Genomic DNA, 20,274 nt, shown 5'->3' on the forward strand with positions numbered 1-20,274 from the left:
CACGGAGGTGGAGGCAAGCCCTCGTAGGGTAGGCAAAGATCTACCCCGGATGGCTTAGCGCCCGGCGGCTTCCGCGAAGTGTTGCGCGAGGCGCTGGAGCAACTCGGTGTTCTCCGCCTCGGCGGCCTTGAGCTTGGGGAGCTGGGACTTCAGCTCCTGGAGGTCCTTGCCGCGCTGCTGGAGGTCCTCCGCCTCGATGTCGTACCAGCGCCCCAGCTCCGCGGCGGTCAGCTCCAGGTGGAACTGGAAGCCGTAGGACGTGCCGAATCGGAAGGCCTGTTGCGAGTAGCGGTCCGTGGAGGCCAGCAGCGTGGCGCCGGGCACGGGCTTGAAGGTGTCTCCGTGCCAGTGCGCCACCACCGTCTTGGGGCGCACGCCGGCAATCACCGGGTCCTTCAACCCTTCCTGCGTCCAGCGGACGGGGGCGGCGCCCACCTCGAAGCCATTTTTTCCGGCGAAGACCTCGGCCCCCGCGGCGGACGCGAGGAGCTGCGCGCCCAGGCAGATACCCAGGCACGGGCGCTCGTTGGCGAGCCGCTCGGTGAGGAGCGCCAGCTCGTCGTGGAGGAAGGGGTGCTGGTCCGCCTCGTACACGCCCATGGGGCCGCCCATCACCACCACGAGGTCCGCGTCGACGTCCTCGCGGCGCACCGCGCGGAACCGATTCACCAGCGTGAAGCCCACTTCTTCCAGCACCGGCCCCAGCAGGCCGACGCCCTCATGATCCTCGTGCTGGAACACCACCGCGCGCATCGTCGTGACCTCCGTCCGGGAATCGCGCGCGAGCCTAGACGACCGAACACACTCTTCGCACGCAGTCAGGCTGCTCGCCGCGAATCGCCGAGACACCCACGAGGCGACAGGGAAAGAGTCGGCATCATGCTCGACGTGCTCGCGGGCTCCCTCGGCGCGTTCCTCTGGGAGCGCGGCCGGCGGATGTCCTTCTGAGATTGCAGGGCGTGCGTGGGTCACCGGCCCCACTGGCGCCGCGGGGACGGTTGTCGCCGCGAGGCCACCGGGTGTCCCAGGCGGGGGTTCCTCCGTCCCTGGGGAAGGAGTGCCGGCGCCGCTGGGGCCGGAGTCGTCTGCACGCGCCAGAGCACGCCAGAGGGCATCCGCCGAGGCGAGCACTTCGGCTTCGCCCACCTCGAAGCCCTGCTGGACCGAGCGCGACAGTTCCAGCAGCGCGCCCCATACCAGCCCCTCTCCCACGCGGGCACAGCCAGGCGCCAGCACTCCCTCTTTCTCGCCCGTCTCCAGCACCTGCCGCACCAGTGCCCGGGTGGCTCCTCCGTTCGACTCCGGAAGGAGAGCGCCCGGAATCCGGGGCCAGGGCGTGGGTGGCGAGTCGGGACCATGGGCCTGCGCATGCCAGTGCAGAAAGGTGAAGCCGAAGAGGGCCGGCTCGTGAATCGCCCACATGGCCAGTGCCCACCAGAAGGCGTGGAAGGCGCCGAAATAGTCCACGCCCGGTCGCTCATGCTTCATGAAGAACTCGACGTCGGCCTGGTAGCTGAGCTGCTTCTCGGTGTAGTCCCGCACCGCCAGGGCAAGGCCCTGTTTGCTGCCATAGCGCCGGTACAAGGTGCCCACCGACATGCGCATGGCCCCGGCCAGCTCGCAGGCCTGCACGTTGTCGTACCCTCGCCGCGCCAGAAGTGCCGCCGCGTCGCGCATGGAACCAGCGTGCATCATTTCCAGAAACCACATGCTCCGTCCCCCTCCCCGCACCCACGCGGCTGCCAGCCGGAACGAACGTTCCTTCCGCGTGCACCTGTCTACCGGGTGGGTCTGACATTGGGTGCAGCTCGGGGCAACGCCCCGGGTCGTGCGCACCGCAAGCGCATCCCGCCTGAGGGTGTTGGGCGTTCGGGGGCCTCGAGCTCCGGCTCGGGTTCAACGGACTGAGGCCTCGCGGCGTGGTGGGCCCGGGTGGCTGGGTACAGGGGCAGTGGGCGGCACGGGGCAGCGGTTGAGGAAGCGCTCCCCGTGGGTGGGACTGAGCCCGGGTTCACTGCTCCGCGGGCACGGGGCAGCGGTTGCGGAAGCTCTCGCTCATCGCGACGGCCACGAGCAGTTCCGGCAGCCGGTGTCCTCCCTGGGCGAAGCGCTCGTCCACGCTGCGCACCACGGGCCAGTCTGCTTCCGTCAGCTCGCGGCCGAGCCCGTAGGCCAGGGCCTTGCGGCTCATGCACTTCGCGAACTCGGGGTCCTCCTTGAGGATGGTGGCGAGCTGCCTCGGCCCCTGGAACGCGACGCCCTGGAAGTTGCCCGCCGCGTCCACCGGTGAGCCGTTGTCCACGTCGCGCCAGGCCCCGGCCGCGTCGTAGTTCTCCAGCCCGAAGCCGATGGGGTCCAGCAGGTTGTGGCACCCCGCGCACGAGGGATTCGCGCGGTGCGCTTCCGTAATCTGCCGCAGCGTGGCCCCGGCGGGCAGCGTCGTGGGCAGGGCCTCCACACCCGGCGGTGGCGGTGGTGGCTCCTGGCACAACAGCCGCCCCAGCACCCACTTGCCCCGGCGCACCGGCGAGGTCCGCGTGGCGAGCGATGACTGCGCCAGCAACCCCGCCTGCGCGAGCAGTCCTCCGCGCCGCCCGTTGGCGACGGCCACGCGCGACGCCGACGCCGAGCCCGGCCGGGGCAGCCCGTAGTAGTCCGCGAGGCGGTCATTCACGAAGGTGAAGTCCGCATCCAGCAGGTCCAGCGCGCTGCGGTCCTCTCGGAGGAAGGCGCGGAAGAAGCTCTCGCCCTCCTCGCGCATCGCCTGCTTCAGCGCGGTGTTCACATTGGGGAAGAGGGCCGGGTCGGGGCTGATGCCGTCCACCTGTCGCAGCCCCAGCCACTGTCCCGCGAAGTTCTGCACCAGCGCCTCGGAGCGCGAGTCCTTCAGCATGCGCCGCACCTGCGCCTCCAGCACCGCCGGGTCCTTCAGCCGGTCCTCGTCCGCCAGCGTCGCCAGCTCCGCGTCGGGCTGGCTGCTCCAGAGGAAGTAAGACAGGCGCGAGGCCAGCTCACGGCTCGTCAGCTCGCGCCTGCCGGAGTCCGGTGCCGGCGTCTCCACCACCTGGAAGAGGAAGTGCGGCGACAGCAGCACGCCCCGGAGCGCGAACTTCGCCGCCAGCTCGAAGCCGTCTCCCGAGGTGCGCACGAGCGAGTACACGCCCATCAACTCCGCCACTTCGGCCTCCGTCGCGGGGCGACGCCATGCGCGGCGCGCGAGCCGCTCCACCATCTGCCGCGCGCACGGTTGCTCTCCCACCTGGGCCGGCTCGCACACGCGCAGGGCCCGCTCGGCGGTGCCACCCGTCGGAGCCGGCGCCGTCACCTCCAGCCAGTCCACCAGGAGATTTCGGTCCGTGGACGTGTTCGGGTCATACGTGTCGTTGGTGAAGCGCACGGCGAAGCGCTTCTGCCCGGGCGCCGTCACCTTCACCTGCCGCGTGTAGAGCGTGGGCGTGGTGGCGGGCACGTCGAGCGACGCCACCACCGTGCCGTCCAGCAGCCACTCCATCTTCACCGGGTCCGGTGGCGCCTGCGTGCCCCACGCACGCACGGAGAGCTGGTAGTCCCCTGCCCTCGCGAAGTTGAAGGTGGCCGTCAGGTCGCCGTTGGACCAGAGGTTCCACACGGTGCCGTTCGACTCGGCCGCGCCCGTGGTGGCGCTGGCAGTCTCCGCTTCGATGCGCACCGCGGCGCCCGACGTGCTCGCGGCCACGTCGCGCGCCCACGCCTGGTCGATGAGGCGGCCCGCGGTGGCCTCGTACGCCTCCACCAGCGCGGGCGACACGCTGAGCAGGCTCGCCTCGTTGTCGAAGCCCGTGCCGGTGGGGTCCGCCGGGAAGGTGGACGCGGGACGGCTCGTTTCACCGAGCAAGTCCCTCACGGTGTTGTCGTACTCGGCGCGGTTGAGGCGGCGCAGGGCATGGGCCCCGTCCGAGCAATTCAGCGCGGAAGGTTCCTCCGTCGGGGGCCCGACGGGCTTGTCGCCCGAGCAGGAGATGAGCAGCAGCGGCAGTCCGAAGAGCAGTGTGGATGAGCGCATGGTTCCCCTCCCCTCACGCCAGTCCGGACAGCGGCCCCTGCGCGAGCGGACCGAAGCCGCCGCGCGGAATGCCGAAGGCCTGGAGGATGGACAACAGGACATCGCCACACCGCTTGTCCTGCGCGCGCAGGTGCCGTCCCGTCCGGAAGGCGCCGCCCGCTCGGCCCGCGAGGATGACGGGCATCTCGTAGTGGTTGTGCCAGTCGCTGTTGGAGATGTCGCTCGAGTAGTAGACGGCCACGTTGTCCAGCAGCGTCGTGCCCTCCCCTTCGGGCACCGCCTTCAGCCGCTGCACGAGGCGCGCGAGCCGCGCCACCTGCCACCTGTCTATCTCCACCTTGGCGGCCTTCTTCACCGGGTCATTGCCGTGGTGTGACGCGTCTCCGTGGTGCGAGAAGGTCCGGCCATTCACGGTGAAGGTCATCGGGCTCACGCACATGCCGAGCATCAGCGTGGCCACTCGCGTGGCATCGCACTCGAACGCCTTCACGATGAGGTCGCACATCAGGTCCGCGTACGCGGTGCGGTCCATGGGGATGCCCACGGGTTGGGCTCCCGGAGTACACGCGGGCGCCGGATTGCCCTGCTCCGCCTTCTGGATGGACTGCTCAATCGCGCGGATGCCGGACAGGTACTCGTCCAACCGGAGCTGATCTGCCTGGCCGAGCTTCCCCTGCAGCGACTTCGCCTGGGACGTCACGCGGTCCAACACGCTGCGGCGGTACGTCCAGATGCGCCGCTCGGCTTCCGTGGGCCCCGTCGACGTCAGCGAGCCGAACAGCCGGGTGAAGAGCACGCGCGGGTTGTAGACGTTGGGCAGCCGCTGGCCCCGCGCGAAGGAGACCATGCACTGCTCGCCGCCGCCGCAGTGGTCCTGAGTGTCGTCGTAGGACGACGTCTTCGGGTCGATGTACCCGTCACCATTCGCGTCCTGGTAGCCCGGGTTGTAGTAGCCGTTGTTCTCCACGCTCAGCGTGAGCGACGGCACGCGCACCTGCGAGGCGGTGGCGCTGGCAATCACCTGGTCGATGGAGTCCGTGGCGCCCGCGGTGATGTGCTCGCTGGCGGTGAGCATCATCCAGAAGCCGCCCTCGTGCGTCTTCTCAAAGTAGTCCCACGCGCCGAGCCGCAGTCCGCTCAGCACCAGCACGTCGCCCTTCACCGTCTCCAGCGGGGAGAGGCTCGCGGGCAGCGCGTAGCCCGAGCCCTCCGCGGTGGGGAACCACTGGTCCGGGATGACGCCCGCGGAGTGGAACATGCCCACGAAGCGCAGCGGGGGTTTGCCACCGGCGGCCTGCGCTCGCGCCACCGACGGCGCCATGGCCTCCAGCCATGGGAGCGCGAGCACCGCGCCCGCGGCGCCTCGCAGCACGCTCCGGCGGGAGAGCTCCCAGGATTTCGATTTCGACACGCATTGCCTCGGGGGTGTGAGCCGTCGACGCAGTGAGCAATGCGGGTGCCATGTCCGGAAAACCCCAAGAGTCCCGGAGAGTTGCAGCCTCTGTGGATTATCGGGTGTGGGTGGGTAGAGTCGACCCCACAGTTCGGTGTGGGGTGTCGACCCCGGCCGGGGAAGCGTGCGACGCCTCAGGCCCTACACGGACTCACGCCGTCTGCCAGAACAGGGAGAACGCGTCGGGCGCGTGGCGCGCGGAGCAGGCGAAGACGTAGGCGCGGCCGGCGCCTCCGAGGTTGAGGTCGTCCTCGAACTCGGCGAACTGGAGCACCAACTCACGCGGCGCTCCGCAGGAGCAAGGGCCCGGGGTGGCCTCGTCCTGCACCCAGTCCGCGAAGCCGCCCACCTGGATGTCGAGCCAGCCGGACATGGCGGCGTACAGGCTGTACTGCTCGGGCGTCGCGACGCCGGCGGGCATCCGCACCGAGGGGCGCGATTCCCACGACACCACCACGTGCGACTTCGCGAGCCGCGGGCCCGTGGGCACCACGGTGACGCCCAGCGGGCCGGCGGGCCGCGTCTGCACGAAGCAGCGCTCCGCGCCCAGGTCCACGTCATGGCAGGGACAGATGGCGCCCTCCGTCGCATTCACGTCCACGCGCTGGCAGAGGAACACGTAGAGGAGACCTTCTTGCGGATGGCGCAGCGGCCGCTCGGGCCCCACCGCGAGTTGCATGACGAAGGTGAGCGGCTGGCCACAGTGCCGGCAGCGCGGCCACTCCACGGGGGCGAGGAAGGCGGGCGGGCCTCCCAGCCGCTCCAGCGCGTCGACGTGCGCGGGCGACTCCTCCAGCTTCGGCACCCACGCATGGGCCACGCCGTCGTCGCCGAAGGCGCGGCGCAGGTTCTCCTCGGTGAGTGCCTCCACGGGCATGGGCGTGACGGGGTCGGAAATGGGACGGGCCTTTTCGCGAGGCGGGCTCCGGAACCGCTCCACCCCGAAGACGGCCACCGGGATGAGCAGGCCCAGCAACAGGTAGGGCATGGCCCGCTCGAGCGGGAGCAGCGTGACGAGCGCCGTGGAGGCCGCCGTCCACGCGGCGAGGGCAATCAGCGTGACCCGGAGGTTCTTCACTGCCCGCATCGTGCCATGCCCCCCGGCCACACCGCCCGAGGATTTCGAGGGCTGCCCGTCAGGGCAGGTTGGCGAGGCCGTGCCCTCAGCCGCCGCGCTTCTTCTCGCCCTTCTCGACGATGCGCAGCAGCCCCTCTTGCGCCACCGAGGCCACCAGTCGCCCGTCACGGGTGAAGATGTTCCCTCGCGACAGGCCGCGCGCGTTGCCGGCCCAGGGGCTGTCCATGGAGTACAGCAGCCAGTCATTCACCTTCAGGTCCCCATGGAACCAGAGGGCGTGGTCCAGGCTGGCGCCCTGGATGTGCGGCTGGAAGAAGCTGGTGGCGTGCGGCAGCAGCGCGGTGCTGATGAGGTTGAAGTCGGACGCGTAGGCCATCACGTACCGGTGCACCTGCGGGTCATCCGGCAGGTTGCCGTCCGCGCGAAACCAGACGTGCTTGATGGGCTCGCGCTTGTCGGGATGGAACGGGTCCACGTACGCCACCGGGCGAATCTCAATCGGCTTGTCGCAGAGGAACTTCTCGCGCAGCCGCTCGGGGATGAGGTGGGCCTGGCGGCGCAGCAACTCCAGGTCCGTGGGCAGCTCCTCGGGTCCGGGTACCTGGGGCATGGCGGCCTGATGCGAGAAGCCCGGCTCGTCGCCGTGGAAGGACGCCATCAGCGTGAAGATGGGCTGGCCCTTCTGGATGGCGACGATGCGGCGCGTGGTGAAGCTGCCGCCGTCGCGCACGCGGTCCACCGTGTAGACGACGGGCAGGCTCGCGTCTCCGGCGCGCAGGAAGTAGCCGTGCAGCGAGTGGACGTGGCGCTCCGGCGTCACCGTCTGGCTGGCCGCCGACAGCGCCTGCCCCAGCACCTGACCGCCGAAGAGGTTGCGGAAGCCCAGGTCCTGGCTCCGGCCGCGGAAGAGGTTCTCCTCGATGGGCTCCAGCTTGAGGAGCTCCAGCAACTCATCCAGCACTCGACTCATGGTCTCCCGTCCTAGTCGACCTCGGGTGTCGATGTCTCGGGCGGCGGTGCCAGCCCTTCGTCGAGAATCGGACCCGGACCCCGGGCGCCTCTCACAGCGGAATGCGGCGCCGTCTTCTATGTTCCCGCCGCGCGGCCCCGTCCCGGCCCTACCCCAAGCGAGCCCACCTCATGCTCCGTCCCCCGCTCCTGCCCGTGCTTGCCCTTCTCGCCGCGCCGGCCGTCCATGCCGGCGCTCCCCCGGCGGCCGCGAAGACCTCGCCAGCCCCTGCCCTCTCCCCCGAGGCGGAGCGCTGGTGGGGCCACGTCCGCTTCCTCGCCAGTGACGCCATGCAGGGACGGGACACCGGCAGCGAGGAGTACCGCAAGGCCGCCGCGTACGTCTCCGAGCAGCTCGCCGCGCTCGGGGTGAAGCCCGCGGCCGGCGACTCGTACCTCCAGGAGATGGAGCTGGTGTCGCGCCGGCTGGTGGAGGAGCACTCACGCCTGGCCCTCGTGCGCAACGGCAAGGAGACGCCGCTCGTCCTGGGCACGGACGCCATCATCTCCTCGCGCTCGGGCGAGACGGGCACCGTGGACGCCCCGCTGGTGTTCGTGGGCTACGGCCTGTCCGTCCCCGAGGCGGGCCATGACGACTTCGCGGGCCTGGACCTCCAGGGCAAGGTCGCCGTCCTCCTCCACGGCGGCCCGTCCAGCATCGCCGGCCCGCTGCGCGCCCACCATGCCTCCAGCGCCGAGCGCACGAAGGCGCTGAAGAAGGCGGGCGCGGTGGGCGTCATCGTCCTCCAGAACCCCAAGCACCTCGAGGTTCCCTGGTCTCGCGTCGCCGGAGCCCGCAAGAAGCCGGCGATGCAGTTCGCGGACCCGTCCCTCAACGAGGGCCAGGGGATGAAGATCGCCGTCACCTTCAACGCCGAGCGCACCGAGCAGCTCTTCGCCGGCAGCCCGCACCGCTACAAGGACATCCTCGCGCTCGCGGACGCGGACAAGCCGCTGCCCCGGTTCGAGCTGCCCGTGCGCCTCAAGGCCCGCGCCGAGTTCGTCAACGCGCCGGTGAAGTCCGCCAACGTGGTGGGCGTGCTGCCCGGAAGCGACCCGGTGCTGGCGAAGGAGTACGTCGTCCTCTCCGCGCACCTGGACCACGTGGGCGTCGGCGAGCCCGTGAAGGGCGACCGCATCTACAACGGCGCCATGGACAACGCGACGGGCGTGGCCGCGGTGCTGGAGGTGGCGCGAGCGCTCCAGGCCGCGAAGCCGAAGCGCTCGGTGCTGTTCGCGCTGGTGACGGGCGAGGAGAAGGGACTGCTCGGCTCGAAGTACCTCTCCGCGCGGCCACCCGTGCCCACCGAGAACATGGTGGCCGACTTCAACCTGGACATGTTCCTGCCCCTCTTCCCGCTGAAGCAGTTGATGGGCCTGGGCCAGGAGGAGTCCACGCTCGGCACGGCGCTGCGGCAGGTGACCGCGGAGCACGAGGTGAAGCTCGTGGAGGATCCCGACCCCAACCAGATGCGCTTCATCCGCAGCGACCAGTACTCCTTCATCCTCAAGGGCGTGCCCGCGCTCGCCTTCAAGTTCGGCTTCGACAAGGGCTCGCCGGAGGAGAAGATTTTCAAGACCTGGTACATGGACCGCTACCACGCGCCGTCGGATGACCTGGCCCAGCCCATGGACAAGCAAGGCGCGGCGGAGTTCGTCCGACTGCTCGCGGGCCTGACTCGTACCGTGGCAGACGCTCCCGAGCGCCCACGCTGGAATGCGGACAGCTTCTTCCGCCGCTTCGACACCACCGGCAGCCGGGGTGGTGCGCTCCTGACACCGTAGGCCCTACCGGCTGAAACACTGACGCAACGAGCCATCCACTGATTACGGGGGGGGTGGCTTGAAGCGGGTCGCCTGATTTTGAGACGCTCCTCCGTCCAACGCTGGACATTGCAAGGGGGGGCGAATGCAGGCCAACGTGTTCACCGGGGTCCTGATGCCCGTGGCCCTGGGCATCATCATGCTGGGCCTCGGGCTGTCGCTGACCCTCGAGGATTTCAAGCGCGTCATCGTCTATCCGCGCGCGGTGCTCGTCGGGCTGGTGTGCCAGATGTTGCTGCTGCCCGTCGTGTGCGCGCTGGTGGCACACGCGTTCAACCTTCCGCCCGAATTGGCGGTGGGGTTGATGCTGCTGTCCGCCTCACCGGGCGGGGCGACGGCGAACCTCTTCAGCCACCTGGCGCGAGGCGACGTCGCGCTCAACATCACGCTGACGGCGGTGAACAGCGCGCTCACGCTCTTCACCCTGCCCCTCATCATCAACCTGTCGATGACGCACTTCCTGGGCGAAGGGCGCGCGGTGCCCATGCAGTTCGCCAAGGTCGTCCAGGTCTTCGTCATCGTCCTGGGGCCGGTGTGCGTGGGGATGTTCGTCCGCTCTCGCCGCGCGGGGCTGGCGCAGAAGCTGGACCGGCCCATCCGTCTGTTGTCCGTCCTGTTCCTCCTCGCCGTCATCGGCGGCGCCGTCTACCAGGAGCGGGAGAACGCCCTCGGCTACTTCCAGCAGGTGGGTCCCGCCGCGCTCGCCTTCAACGTGGCCAGCATGCTGGTGGGCTACTGCGTGCCGCTGCTGATCCGGCTGCCGCGGAAGCAGGCGGTGGCCATCGGCATGGAGATTGGCATCCACAACGGGATGCTCGCGATGGCGATTGCCCTCAGCCCCACGCTGCTCGCCAATCCCACGATGGCGATACCGCCCGCCATCTACAGCCTCGTCATGTACTTCACCGCCGCCGCCTTCGGCTTCTTCGTGAGCCGGGGCCACACCAACGCGACAGACCTCCCCGAAGTGTCCCCCACCCCCAGCTCCAATCCGGAGAAGGTGTCGTAATGAAGATGATGCGTACCTCCATGTCGATGCTCACGCTGTCCCTGTGTCTCGGTCTCGCCGCCCCGGCCGCTGCACAGGAGGGCACCGCAGCCCCGGAGACCCCGCAGTCAGCCACGCCGGAAGTCCCGCAGACGGCCGCGCCCACGGCAGACACCGCCCCGGCCGGCCCACCCATGGCGCCGAACCTCCGGCTCTACTTCGCCAACGCCAACTTCCTGCGCGCCAACCCCATCGGCATCGAGTCGCAGAATCGCCTCATCCTCCAGAAGCGGCTCTCCGACAGTGAGTCGCCGCTGTTCCGCGACACGTTCATCAACGGCGGCGTGGCCGTGAAGCTCAACCCGGCCGCCACGCGAGTGGGAGCGGAGGTGGGGTTCCAGCCCATCGCCGTGTTCAACCTGAAGGCCACCGCCGAGTACGCCCGCTACTTCGGCCTGTTCGGCTTCCTCCAGTCCTATCCGAACCCGCTGGCGGACTTCTCGGACGACTCGCGCAGCACGACCGAGGACAACGCGTACAGCACCAACGGCATGCACTTCATGCTGGAGCCGACGCTGCAGGCGAAGGTGAGCAACTTCGTGGTGCGCAGCAAGGTGTCCATCGAGTACTGGAACGTGGACCTGAAGGAGGGAGACACCGCGGCCTTCTACGACGCGTTCCTCGACACGCTCGTCCCCGGCAAGGGCTGGGTCTTCACCAACGACTCCGACCTGATGATGCTGGCGTCCCCGCAGCTCACCCTCGGCGCCAGGTTCAGCGCCGTGTGGCCGCAATACGACGAGGCGGGCGCGGGCGCCGTGAAGCCGGACAACAGCCACATGCGCATCGGCGCCCTGGCCGCCTATGCCTTCCACACGCGCGAGGGCACGACGTTCAACCGGCCCACGCTCTTCGTCAACGTCGCGTGGTACCTCAAGCACCCGAACCGCGAGGGCGCGATGCCGTACATCGCCACCGGCTTCTCCTTCACCTCCGACCTGCTCGGCGGAAGATAGAGTCCTCCCGGACAGGTGTTCCCGTGGCCCGTTCCCTCAGTCCGGGGACGTGCCACGGGCTTCGTCTCTTCGGGCCGGAAGGCCGTGCCGTCAGGGCTTCGCGTCCTCGTCGTGGCCGTCGTCGTGATCGTGGTCGTGGTCGTCGTGCGGGCCGTGGGCGTGACCGTGCTCGAGCTCCTCGGCCGTCGCGGTGCGCACGTCGCGCACGGTGACGTCGAAGTGGAGCGTCTTGCCAGCCAGCGGGTGGTTGAAGTCCACCAGGATGGTGTCGCCCTTCACTTCCTTGATGAAGAAGTCCACCTCATCACCGTCCGGGTCGGTGGCGCTGAGCACGCCGCCGGCCACCAGCCCCAGCCCGTCGGGGAACTCGGTGCGGGGGACCTCCTCGAGGCCGTCCGGGTCGTAGTCGCCATAGCCCTCGTCGGGGGTGACGGTGACCTGGAGGGTGTCACCCTTGGTCTTGCCCTCCAGCACCTTCTCCAGGCCGGGGACGATTTCCTCGTGCCCTTGCAGGTAGACGAGCGGCTCGCCGGGCTCGCTCTCGTCCACCGCCTTTCCGTCACCGAGGTGGAGCCGGAAATCGATGGAGACGACGCTGTCCTTGGTAATTTTCATGGGGCCCTCATAGCGCACGGCGATGGCACATGCCTCAATGATGTGCCTGTCTGACAATGGAGCGAGCGTCCCTTCCCCGGGTTCTGTTCGATTCCGGCGAAGGAGGAATGCCGGACACCCGCGCCCGCACTGGCGGAGGGAGTCAGCCAGGACAGGAGACGCACGTCCGGAGGGCTCGCGCGGCACCCTCCCGGTGCCGGCCGCTCCGAGGGTGCCATGCGCTTCCGTCCCTTCCTGAAGATGCCCGCTTCCCGTGAGGTGAAGGACCGCGCCGGCCCGGGGGGCATCTGGGTCGCGCTGGAGAAGCTCCATGGCGCGCAGCTCGTTGTGGGTGTCCGCGGCGTGCGCGAGGGAGCGGTCCGGTTCGGCAAGCGGAAGGCCTGGCTGGCCGACGATGAGGCGTTCTTCGGCTGGCAGCTCCTGCGCGCGGAGCTGACCGACAGCGCCCTGCGGGTGGCCCGCGCCGTGGGCGGCGAGGGACGCGACGTGTACCTGTACGGGGAGCTCTTCGGCGGCCGGTACCCGCACCCGGACGTGCCCGCGGTGCCCGGGATGGCGCCCGTGCAGACCGGCATCTGGTATGCGCCGGACCTGCGGTGGGCGGTTTTCGACGTGCTCGTGGCCGGCTCGGAAGAGGACGAAGGCGTGTTGCTGGCCCATCACGAGGTGGAGGCGCTGGCCCGCGAGGCGCGGCTGCTGACGCCGCCGGTGGTGCGGCGTGGGCCTCGCTCCGAGATGGGCACCGTCCCGACGCGTGCCACGACGCGAGTCCCTGCCCTGCTCGGCCTTCCGCCGCTCGCGGGCAACGTGGCCGAGGGCCTGGTCATCAAGGCGGACGCGCGCGCGGCGCCGGGCCAGCGCATGGCCTGGAAGCGGAAGATCGAGGAGTTCGACGAGGCACGCTTCGACGAGAGCGCCGCCTGGGACGCGGGGCAGCGGCTGTCGCCGGAGGAGCTGCGGGCCTGGGCGGAGCGGCTAATCAACCCCGCGCGCATCGCGAGCGCGGTGTCCAAGTGCGGCCGGGACTCGCGGGCGGCGGTGCTCGACGAGGTGGTGCTGGACGTGCGGGTGGACCTGGAGCTGGCGTTCCCCACCGCGTACCGCGCGCTCACGTCCGCCGACGAGGAGCGGCTGGACGCCAGCCTCCGGGAGCGCGCCGCGCCGGAGGTGGACGCGGCGCTCCGGTAGGCGTCCTGTATCGGCCCCGGCGCTCCGCTCACGAGTCGGAGCGCTGAGGCCGCGCGGAGAGGTCCAGCGGGTAGGCCCGGGCCAGGCGGGCCAGCCGTGCCTCCAGGCGCGCGACGCGGCGCTGGTGGTCCTCGGGCAGCTCGGCCGCGGCGGAGAGCCTCGCATGCTGCAGGGCTCGCGGCAGGTCCTTGAGGGCATGCTCGTAGAGCTTGGTCAGCTCCAGGTGGAGGCTCGCCGCCTGGAAGCCCCGGGCGGCGTGGAGCGCCTGGTGCAAGTGCGTGGCCGCGGCGGCCGGGTCGCCCGCCTTGCGGGACAGGCGGGAGGCCAGGGCCAGGGCCTCGACGCCCACCGCTCCCTTGTCCCCCGCGGCCGCCGCCCGGGCGAAGGCCTGCGCCCGTGCATAGTCGCGAGCGCGGAGGGCTACACCGGCGAAGCCCAGCAGGTCTCGCGGATCCTCGCTCGCGGGCACCGAGGCGCCCGTGCCACCCGCGCGAAAGCGCCGCACCAGCTCGCCGAGGAGCGCGGCCAGGAGCAGCAGGTCGTTGACGTTGTGCTCCAGCACGGGCGTCAGCGCGGAGCCGTCCCCTCCCCGCAGGAAGCGGAAGTACAGGTCGGGGATGAGCGCGCCATCCACGTCGCCGATGCGGCGGTGCCCGAGGACGGTCTCTTCCATGTGCACCAGCCGCGCGCCGGAGCCCCGGTGCTTGAAGACGCGGCGGGCGCAGTGCAGCAGGTCCAGGTGGGGCAACTCAGCGGGCGTGGGCACGCGATTGAGCACGAAGCGCGTGCGGAGCAGTGGCCAGTCGAAGCTCTTGCCGTTGAACGTCACCAGGCAGGACGACTGCGCCATGCGGTCCGCAAGCACGCGGAGCATGGGGGACTCTTCTCCGAGCCGTCGCAGGAAGAGCTGGTGCACGCGCAGGGAGCGGCCCTCGAACCAGGCGAGGCCCACGAGGAAGGGCACCGTGCCCGTGCCGCCCGCGAGGCCTGTCGTCTCCGTGTCCAGGAAGAGCATCCGCTGGAAGTCCACGCCCGCGAGCTCCGCCTGCAGCGCAAGGCTGGCGACGAGCTCGCCCTCCACGTCCAGGGCTCCCGCGAGGGGTGCGCTGCCGTGGTGATGCTCGGGGGACAGGAGGCGGTCGGAGACATGCACGGTGCCGAACGTCGTCGAGCGCGACTCCACGGGCAGCGGGCCGGGAGGCGGCGGTGCAGGAGCCTGGGCCCGGCGCGCGGAGGAGGTCTCCTGCCGCTGCGACCAGTCCGCGAGCAACTGGCGCAGGGAGGCGATGCGTGGGTCCTGCGGACGCGAGGGCTCGGCGCCGGTGGCGCCCTCCGCATGCGGTGCGGCGATAGGTGCGACAGGTGCAGCAGAGCCCGCGTTCCAGCGGGGCACGCTCGCCGTGGAGACGAGGTCCGGCTTCGCGGTGAGGGCCGTCGGACTCGCCTCCTCGCGCGGCTCCGCCGGAGCCGGGGGCGCGGCTGGCGCCTGTCCCTCAGCGGCAATATTGGCTGAAGGCTTCGCCGGAGCCCTGCCACCGGGGCCCACGCCATTCAACCGAGCCAGCTTGCTCTTGAGGTCCATGGGCCGGCCCTCCGCCTACTGCATCCCCGCGACGCCGAGCGCCGACAGGACGTCGAGCCCCAGCCGCTTGCGGGAGAACGGCTCCACCGGTGCATTCCCGGGCGTCGCCCCCGCGGCCGGACCGATGCACGCGGGACAACCCTCCTCGCAAGGGCACGACTCCAGCAGCCTGCGTGCGCGCAGCAGCAATTCGTCGCGCTGGTCATAGAGCCGCGCGGCCAGCCCCACGCCGCCGGGCATGTTGTCGTAGAGGAAGATGGTCGGGTCGAAGCCCACGCCGCCATCCTTGCGCGGCGGGCCCTCCGCATCGTCGCGGCTGCCGAGCGTCTTGCCCACGTCCCTCGGGTCGATCATCAACCCCACGCACGCCACCGTGCGCAGCGCATTCGTCACTCCGCGCAGCGCGTCGATGACCGAGGGCCGGGGCGCGCGCATCGAGCGCACCACGGACTCCGGCACCGTCAGCCAGAGCGACGTGGTGTGCATCTGCATCTCCGGCAGGGCCACGTCGCCGTAACCCACGTTCTCGTGCGTGTGGTACTTGATCTTCTTGTAGCCCACGACCTTCTCGATGACGCTGACCTCGCCCATGCCCGCGTGGAGGTCCGGTCCCATCGGCGCGGCCTGGTCCTCCTGGATGACGTGCACGCGCACGTACGTCATCGCATCGGTGAAGTAGTCCGGCGCCACCTTGCGCACGTAGGCCTTGTGGTTCTCGTAGTCGAACTGCTCGACCTGGTACTGCTCGCCCTCGTGCTGGTAGATGGCCTGCTCGTGCAGCATCGTGTGCGCCGAGCGGAAGTCCATCTCCGCCAGCGTCCGGTCCGTGCCGCGCTCGATGATGACGACGTTGTCCCAGCCCACGCTGCGCAGCGACACGTGGTTGGCCGGGTACGCATCCGTGGACCAGTGGAACACGCGCTTGCCCGCTTCGCCCACGGTGGGGTGCACCACCTCGTGCTGCGCGAGGAAGCCGAGCGCCTCCGCCGTCGACTCGGGCGGCACGTCTCCGAAGGGCTCACCCTCTTCGAAGGGCAGCTCGAACGAGGCGCACTTGAGGTGCTGGACGAGAATCTCCACGTTGTCCGGGTCGATGCGCGCGTGCTCCACGGGCGCGCCGATGAGGAAGCGCGGGTCCGACGCCATGTACTGGTCCAGCGGGGCGCTCGACGTCACCAGGAGCGCCAGGCTTCCCGCGCCGCGCCGCCCTGCCCGGCCGAAGCGCTGCATCAGCGCGGCCACCGAGCCCGGGTAGCCCGCGCACACCACCGCGTCCAGCGAGCCGATGTCGATGCCCAATTCCAGCGCGTTGGTGGCCACCACGCAGCGAACCTCGCCCGCACGCAGCGCTGCTTCCGTGGCGCGGCGCGTGCCCGGCAGGTAGCCGCCGCGGTAGCCCTGGATGAGCGACGGGTCCAGCTTCTCCTCGACGAAGCGGTCGCGGAGGTACTTGAGCATCACCTCGATGTTGTTGCGCGACTGGCCGAACAGCAGCGTGGACACGCCCGCGCGCACCAGGTCCGCTGTCAGGCGCACCGCCGTCTTCAGGTAGCTGGCGCGGATGCCCAATTCCGCGTTCACCACGGGCGGGTTGAAGACCATGACGCGGCGCTCGCCGGTGGGGGCTCCGCTCTCGGACACCAGCGCTACGTCACGCCCGAGCATCCGCCGCGCATGCGCCTGTGGGTTGCCGATGGTGGCCGACGCGGCGATGAACACCGGGTCCGCACCGTGGAAGCGCGCCACGCGCTGCAGGCGGCGCAGCACGTTGGCGAGGTGCGAGCCGAAGACTCCGCGGTACGTGTGCAGCTCGTCGATGACGACGTAGCGGAGGTTGGAGAACAGGCGCGCCCAGCTCGCGTGGTGCGGGAGGATGCCGGTGTGCAGCATGTCCGGGTTGGTGAGCAGCACGCCGCTGCGCTCACGTGCGGCCCGGCGTGCATCGGCCGGAGTGTCCCCGTCGAAGGTAATCGCGCCGTGGGACAGGCCCGCCTCGCGCATCAGCGCGCGGAGGGCTTCCTCCTGGTCGCGTGAGAGTGCCTTGGTGGGGAACAGGTACAGGGCGCGCGCCTGCGGCTCGCGGGCGAAGCGGTCCAGCAGCGGCAGGTTGTAGCAAAGGCTCTTGCCGGAGGCGGTGGGCGTGGCGATGACCAGACTCTGCCCCGCACGGGCCAGGCGGTAGGCCTCGGCCTGGTGGGAGAAGAGCTGCTCGATTCCGCGCTGGCGCAGGGCCTCGCGGACCTGGGGGGCGACGTCCTCGGGCACGGGCGAGAAGGTGCCGGCCCTGGCGGGCGTGGCCTCGTCGAGCACGAAGGAGGGCCAGAGCTGCCGGTCCGAGCGCCATCCCTGGAGGACGGCGTCCAGCCCGCGAGGCGCATTCCAGGGAGTGCGTCGGGGCCCGCCGAAGGCGTCGGTTTCCTTCTCAGGCTTCATGGGTCGGGCACTGTACAGGCGTACACCGGGGCGGACAACGCGCTTGCGGCGTGTCCGCTCACTCTCGGCTAGGGTGCCGCGCCCGTGGCACTCGCCATCTTCCTGTTCACCTACGTTTTCATCGCCGGCGCGCGCCTTCCGTTCCTGAAGCTGGACCGGCCCGGCGGCGCGCTGCTGGGCGCCGTGCTCATGGTGGTGCTTGGCGTCGTCACGCCCGCCGAGGTCTTCGGGCACAGCGACAACCCCGCCCGGCACGCCATCGACGGGGACACCATCATCCTGCTCCTGGGGATGATGCTGCTGGCGGCCTACCTGTCGCAGGCGGCCTTCTTCCGTACCGCCGGTGCGTGGGCCGTGCGCAAGGCGCACACGCCACGGCTGCTGTTGGTGGCCGTGACGTTCATCTCCGCGGTGCTGTCCGCGTTCCTCGTCAACGACACCGTGTGCCTGATGCTCACGCCGCTGGTGCTCGTCACGGTGGAGGACGCGAAGCTGCCGCCCGCGCCCTACCTGCTCGCCGTGTGCATGGGCAGCAACAGCGGCTCGGTGGCGACCTTCACCGGCAACCCGCAGAACATGCTCATCCAGGGCGCCTCCGGCCTGTCCTACGCCAGCTTCGCCGCGTACATGGCCCTGCCCGCCCTGCTCTCCACCGCCATCGTCACCGGCGCGCTCGTCTACCTCTTCCGGTACGACCTGCCCTCGAAGCGCTTCGACCCGCAACCGCCTCCGCCTCCCGTGGACCGCGGGCTCCTGTGGCTCACGCTCATCGTGCTCGCGGGCGTGGTGGCGGCCTTCTTCGCCGGCCTGCCCATGAGCTGGAGCGCCCTGGCCGGCGCCGCCCTGGTCATGGCCCTGTCCCGCCGCGAGCCGCGCGAGGCGCTGGAGCGCGTGGACTGGGTGCTGCTGCTCTTCTTCGCCAGCCTCTTCGTCGTGGTCTACGGCGTGAACAAGCACGGCTGGGCCGAGGACATCCGCGAGCTCTTCGCCCCCCTCATGGCCGGCCCGCCCTGGCGCGAGACGCTCGGTTTCGCCGGGCTGACGCTCGTGGCGTCCAACCTCTTCAGCAACGTGCCCTTCGTCATGCTCGCGCGCACGTGGGTGCCCACGCTGCAGAATGTGGAGCTGGGGTGGCACGTACTGGCGCTGGGCTCCACGCTCGCGGGCAACCTCACCCTCATCGGCAGCGTGGCCAACCTCATCGTCTTCGAGGCCGCGCGCGGGAAGGTGAACATGACCTTCCTCGGCTACCTGCGCATCGGGCTGCCCGTCACCCTGCTCAGCTTCGTCGTGGGGCTGGCGGTGCTCCTCGCGGAGCACGCGCTGTTCTGAGCCCGCCTATTCCGGGTCCGGGTCCGGCAGCTCGCCCGCGGGCAGTTCCTTCTCGTGCGGCTTCGGCGGCTCGGGCGGGGGCTGGCCGGCGGTGCCGGGGACGGTGTCCGGAGAGGCCGAGCCCGGCGGGTCCGCCACCGGTGGGCCGCCGCGCCTGTCCCTCGGCGTGAGGTCCTTCACGAAGACGACGGCCACGTCGTCCAGCATCGTCGACAGCGCCTGGCGGAACAGGTCCGGATTCTTGCCCACCTTGAACGGGTCCAGGTGCGCGTCGCCCGAGGCCACCTGGTCCACCGCGAACGGGCGGCGCCACACCTCCGAGCGCCCATCCAGGGTGAACATGCGCCCGTAGCCGCGCACGTACGCGCCCGCGTGGCCGCCCTTGCTGCGCATGCCGTACTCCTGGACGACGAACTCGACGATGGTGTCCGCGCCCAGCGGCGTCACCAGGTCGTAGTCCGGCGCGTTGGCGGGGACCTCCTCCACGAGGAAGCTCTCCAGCACCGATGCCACGCGCGCCGGGTCCACCACGCGCGTCCACGGGTACTCGCGGGGGAGCTGCGTCAGCGTGTTGACGCGCAAGCGCTCGGAAATCTCGAAGCGCGTCACGGCCTGCTGCAGCTTCACCGTCAGCCGCCGGTCGGCCTCCACCGGCTCCAGCTTCTTGAGCTTGTCGCCGTACGCGGAGTCGTCACGGAACACGACGCTCTTGGGCCCCGCACCGTCCTCGATGCGGGAGATGAAGGCGGGCCGCCGGACGCGATCCAGGTCCGCGCCGGCCAGCCGCTGCGACGCACAGCCGGCGGTGAGCGCCAGCACGAGGAATGGAAGGACGCTTCGAGTCATTCACCCGCAGTTGTATCCCAATTTGCGCCTTCATGCTCCTACCCGGCCGTACCCCTCCCTTTGGGGCATCCTGCAACCGTCCGCTGGTATGCTCCCCCGCCGTGAGTTCCTCGCCTACCCCGCCCCCTGTTTCCTTCCCTGGCCGCAAGCGCCGGCTCGGGGAAATCCTGATGGACGCCGGACTGCTCTCGGAGACGCAATTGCGCTCCGCGCTCGCCGAACAACGCAAGTGGGGCGGCCGGCTGGGGCTCACCCTGGTGCAGATGGGCTTCGTGGACGAGAGCTCCATGGTCCACGCGCTGTCGCGGCAGCTCGCCATTCCCACAGTGGACCTGGAGACCTTCAACCCGTCGCCCGTGGCCCTGCAGGCGCTGCGGGTGGACATCGCCGAGCGGTACACCGTCTTCCCCACCGCCGCGGACCCGGCCAACAAGCTGCTCACCGTGGCCACGGCGGACCCCACCAACGTGGAGTCGCTCCAGGAGCTGGCCTTCCACACCGGCCAGCGCATCCAGGTCGTCGTGGCGGCCGCGTCGTCCATCGAGCGCGCCATCCGCCGCAACTACCACCATGAAGTCACGTCCCCCACGGCGACACCGCTGACGTTCGGTATGGACGAGCCCACCTTCGAGCTGGCCCCGCCCTCGGAGTCGGACACCGCCCCGGTGATGGCGCGCATGTCCGCGCACCCCAGCCCCCGGGAGAGCGAGCTGCTCCAGCGGGTGGAGGACTTGTCCCAGCAGGTGTCCACCTTGGAGCGCATGGTGGCCCAGCAGGCCCGCTCGCTGCGGGCGATGCTGGAGCTGCTGGAGACGCGGGGGCTGGTGACTCGCGACGACTACCTGGCGAAGGTGCGCTGAGCGCGCGCC

The 20,274-nt window shown here is 70.3% G+C and carries 15 protein-coding genes and 1 pseudogene; 6 read left to right on the forward strand and 10 right to left on the reverse strand.

Annotated elements, in window-relative coordinates; genetic code table 11:
• Positions 1–54: 54 nt before the first annotated feature.
• The 6 genes and pseudogenes from G4D86_RS54160 to tesB form a co-directional block, all read right to left on the reverse strand.
• On the reverse strand, positions 55–753 hold the full coding sequence (locus G4D86_RS54160; protein ID WP_338050619.1) for a glutamine amidotransferase-related protein: 699 nt from the start codon (positions 751–753) through the stop codon (positions 55–57).
• Between the two features lie 798 nt (positions 754–1,551).
• Positions 1,552–1,710, reverse strand: a pseudogene (locus tag G4D86_RS54165) (helix-turn-helix domain-containing protein); the annotation flags it as partial.
• Positions 1,711–2,011: 301 nt separating this feature from the next.
• Positions 2,012–4,042 carry a DUF1592 domain-containing protein gene (locus G4D86_RS25430; RefSeq protein ID WP_163996613.1) on the reverse strand — a complete coding sequence of 677 codons (2,031 nt, stop codon included), beginning with the start codon at positions 4,040–4,042 and terminating at the stop codon, positions 2,012–2,014.
• Positions 4,043–4,055: 13 nt separating this feature from the next.
• Positions 4,056–5,453 (reverse strand): DUF1552 domain-containing protein, encoded by a 1,398-nt coding sequence (locus G4D86_RS25435; protein WP_240360465.1) that lies wholly within the window; start codon positions 5,451–5,453, stop codon positions 4,056–4,058.
• A 193-nt stretch (positions 5,454–5,646) separates the two neighbouring features.
• Positions 5,647–6,573, reverse strand: a complete 927-nt coding sequence (locus tag G4D86_RS25440) for a DUF1963 domain-containing protein (protein ID WP_163996614.1) — start codon at positions 6,571–6,573, stop codon at positions 5,647–5,649.
• Between the two features lie 85 nt (positions 6,574–6,658).
• The gene (gene tesB, locus G4D86_RS25445; RefSeq protein WP_163996615.1) at positions 6,659–7,543 is read right to left on the reverse strand and encodes an acyl-CoA thioesterase II; all 885 of its coding nucleotides are present in this window, start codon (positions 7,541–7,543) and stop codon (positions 6,659–6,661) included.
• Between the two features lie 170 nt (positions 7,544–7,713).
• On the opposite strand from tesB, the gene G4D86_RS25450 reads away from it, so the two are divergent.
• The 3 genes from G4D86_RS25450 (at position 7,714) to G4D86_RS25460 (ending at position 11,409) form a co-directional block, all read left to right on the forward strand.
• Positions 7,714–9,366, forward strand: a complete 1,653-nt coding sequence (locus G4D86_RS25450) for a M28 family metallopeptidase (RefSeq protein WP_163996616.1) — start codon at positions 7,714–7,716, stop codon at positions 9,364–9,366.
• 124 nt (positions 9,367–9,490) lie between these two features.
• On the forward strand, positions 9,491–10,414 hold the full coding sequence (locus G4D86_RS25455; RefSeq protein WP_163996617.1) for a bile acid:sodium symporter family protein: 924 nt from the start codon (positions 9,491–9,493) through the stop codon (positions 10,412–10,414).
• Positions 10,414–11,409: a hypothetical protein gene (locus G4D86_RS25460; protein WP_240360466.1), complete on the forward strand. Its 996-nt coding sequence runs from the start codon at positions 10,414–10,416 to the stop codon at positions 11,407–11,409. Before G4D86_RS25455 ends, G4D86_RS25460 begins: the two co-directional genes overlap by 1 nt.
• A gap of 90 nt (positions 11,410–11,499) precedes the next feature.
• Here G4D86_RS25460 and G4D86_RS25465 read toward each other — a convergent pair whose 3' ends face one another.
• Positions 11,500–12,024 carry an FKBP-type peptidyl-prolyl cis-trans isomerase gene (locus tag G4D86_RS25465; protein WP_205519726.1) on the reverse strand — a complete coding sequence of 175 codons (525 nt, stop codon included), beginning with the start codon at positions 12,022–12,024 and terminating at the stop codon, positions 11,500–11,502.
• A gap of 216 nt (positions 12,025–12,240) precedes the next feature.
• Between G4D86_RS25465 and G4D86_RS25470 the strand changes: the two genes are divergently transcribed.
• A complete protein-coding gene (locus tag G4D86_RS25470; RefSeq protein ID WP_163996618.1) occupies positions 12,241–13,212 on the forward strand; it encodes an RNA ligase family protein in 972 nt (323 codons plus the stop codon).
• A 28-nt stretch (positions 13,213–13,240) separates the two neighbouring features.
• On the opposite strand, the gene G4D86_RS25475 is transcribed toward G4D86_RS25470, so the two are convergent.
• Positions 13,241–14,794 (reverse strand): ribonuclease H-like domain-containing protein, encoded by a 1,554-nt coding sequence (locus G4D86_RS25475; protein WP_163996619.1) that lies wholly within the window; start codon positions 14,792–14,794, stop codon positions 13,241–13,243.
• A gap of 15 nt (positions 14,795–14,809) precedes the next feature.
• Positions 14,810–17,227, reverse strand: coding sequence for a DEAD/DEAH box helicase (locus tag G4D86_RS25480; RefSeq protein ID WP_240360467.1), 2,418 nt, complete (start codon positions 17,225–17,227; stop codon positions 14,810–14,812).
• A gap of 84 nt (positions 17,228–17,311) precedes the next feature.
• Here G4D86_RS25480 and G4D86_RS25485 point away from each other — a divergent pair, with 84 nt between their 5' ends.
• Positions 17,312–18,559 (forward strand): ArsB/NhaD family transporter, encoded by a 1,248-nt coding sequence (locus tag G4D86_RS25485; RefSeq protein WP_163996620.1) that lies wholly within the window; start codon positions 17,312–17,314, stop codon positions 18,557–18,559.
• Between the two features lie 6 nt (positions 18,560–18,565).
• Here G4D86_RS25485 and G4D86_RS25490 read toward each other — a convergent pair whose 3' ends face one another.
• Entirely contained in the window at positions 18,566–19,405 is an 840-nt protein-coding gene (locus G4D86_RS25490; protein WP_205519727.1) for a hypothetical protein, read from the reverse strand.
• A gap of 170 nt (positions 19,406–19,575) precedes the next feature.
• Between G4D86_RS25490 and G4D86_RS25495 the strand changes: the two genes are divergently transcribed.
• Entirely contained in the window at positions 19,576–20,265 is a 690-nt protein-coding gene (locus G4D86_RS25495; protein ID WP_163996621.1) for a GspE/PulE/PilB domain-containing protein, read from the forward strand.
• Positions 20,266–20,274: the final 9 nt, after the last annotated feature.

This window comes from Pyxidicoccus caerfyrddinensis (assembly GCF_010894405.1).
Classification (GTDB): Bacteria; Myxococcota; Myxococcia; order Myxococcales; family Myxococcaceae; genus Myxococcus; species Myxococcus caerfyrddinensis.